The sequence below is a fragment of the Mesorhizobium sp. WSM4887 genome, from assembly GCF_029625865.1.
In the GTDB taxonomy this organism is placed as follows: Bacteria; Pseudomonadota; Alphaproteobacteria; order Rhizobiales; family Rhizobiaceae; genus Mesorhizobium.
The window spans coordinates 1-231 of the sequence record NZ_JARTVP010000076.1 but is presented as its reverse complement, the minus strand read 5'-3'; the positions used below and the strand labels follow the sequence as shown (position 1 = coordinate 231).

The following is a 231-nucleotide window of genomic DNA, read 5'->3' as shown; positions in this document are numbered from 1 at the left end:
CCGGGGAGGCCGGGGGGGGGGGGGGGGGGGGGGGGCGCGCGGCCGCCCGCGGCGCCGGCGCGGGGGCGCGGGGCGGGGGCGCGGGGGGGGGGGGGGGGGGGGGGGGGGGGGGGGGGGGGCGCGGCGCGGCCCCCGCCCCGGGCGGGGGGGTGGGGGGGGGCGGGGCGGGGGGGGGGGGGGGGGGGGCGCGGGGGCGGCGCGCGGGGGGGGGGGGGGGGGGGGCGGGGCCGG

At 99.1% G+C, this 231-nt stretch carries 1 protein-coding gene; it reads right to left on the bottom strand.

The window, feature by feature from the left end:
• Positions 1-231: hypothetical protein (locus P9230_RS32510; RefSeq protein ID WP_278121782.1), on the bottom strand; the 231-nt coding region annotated here is incomplete at both ends.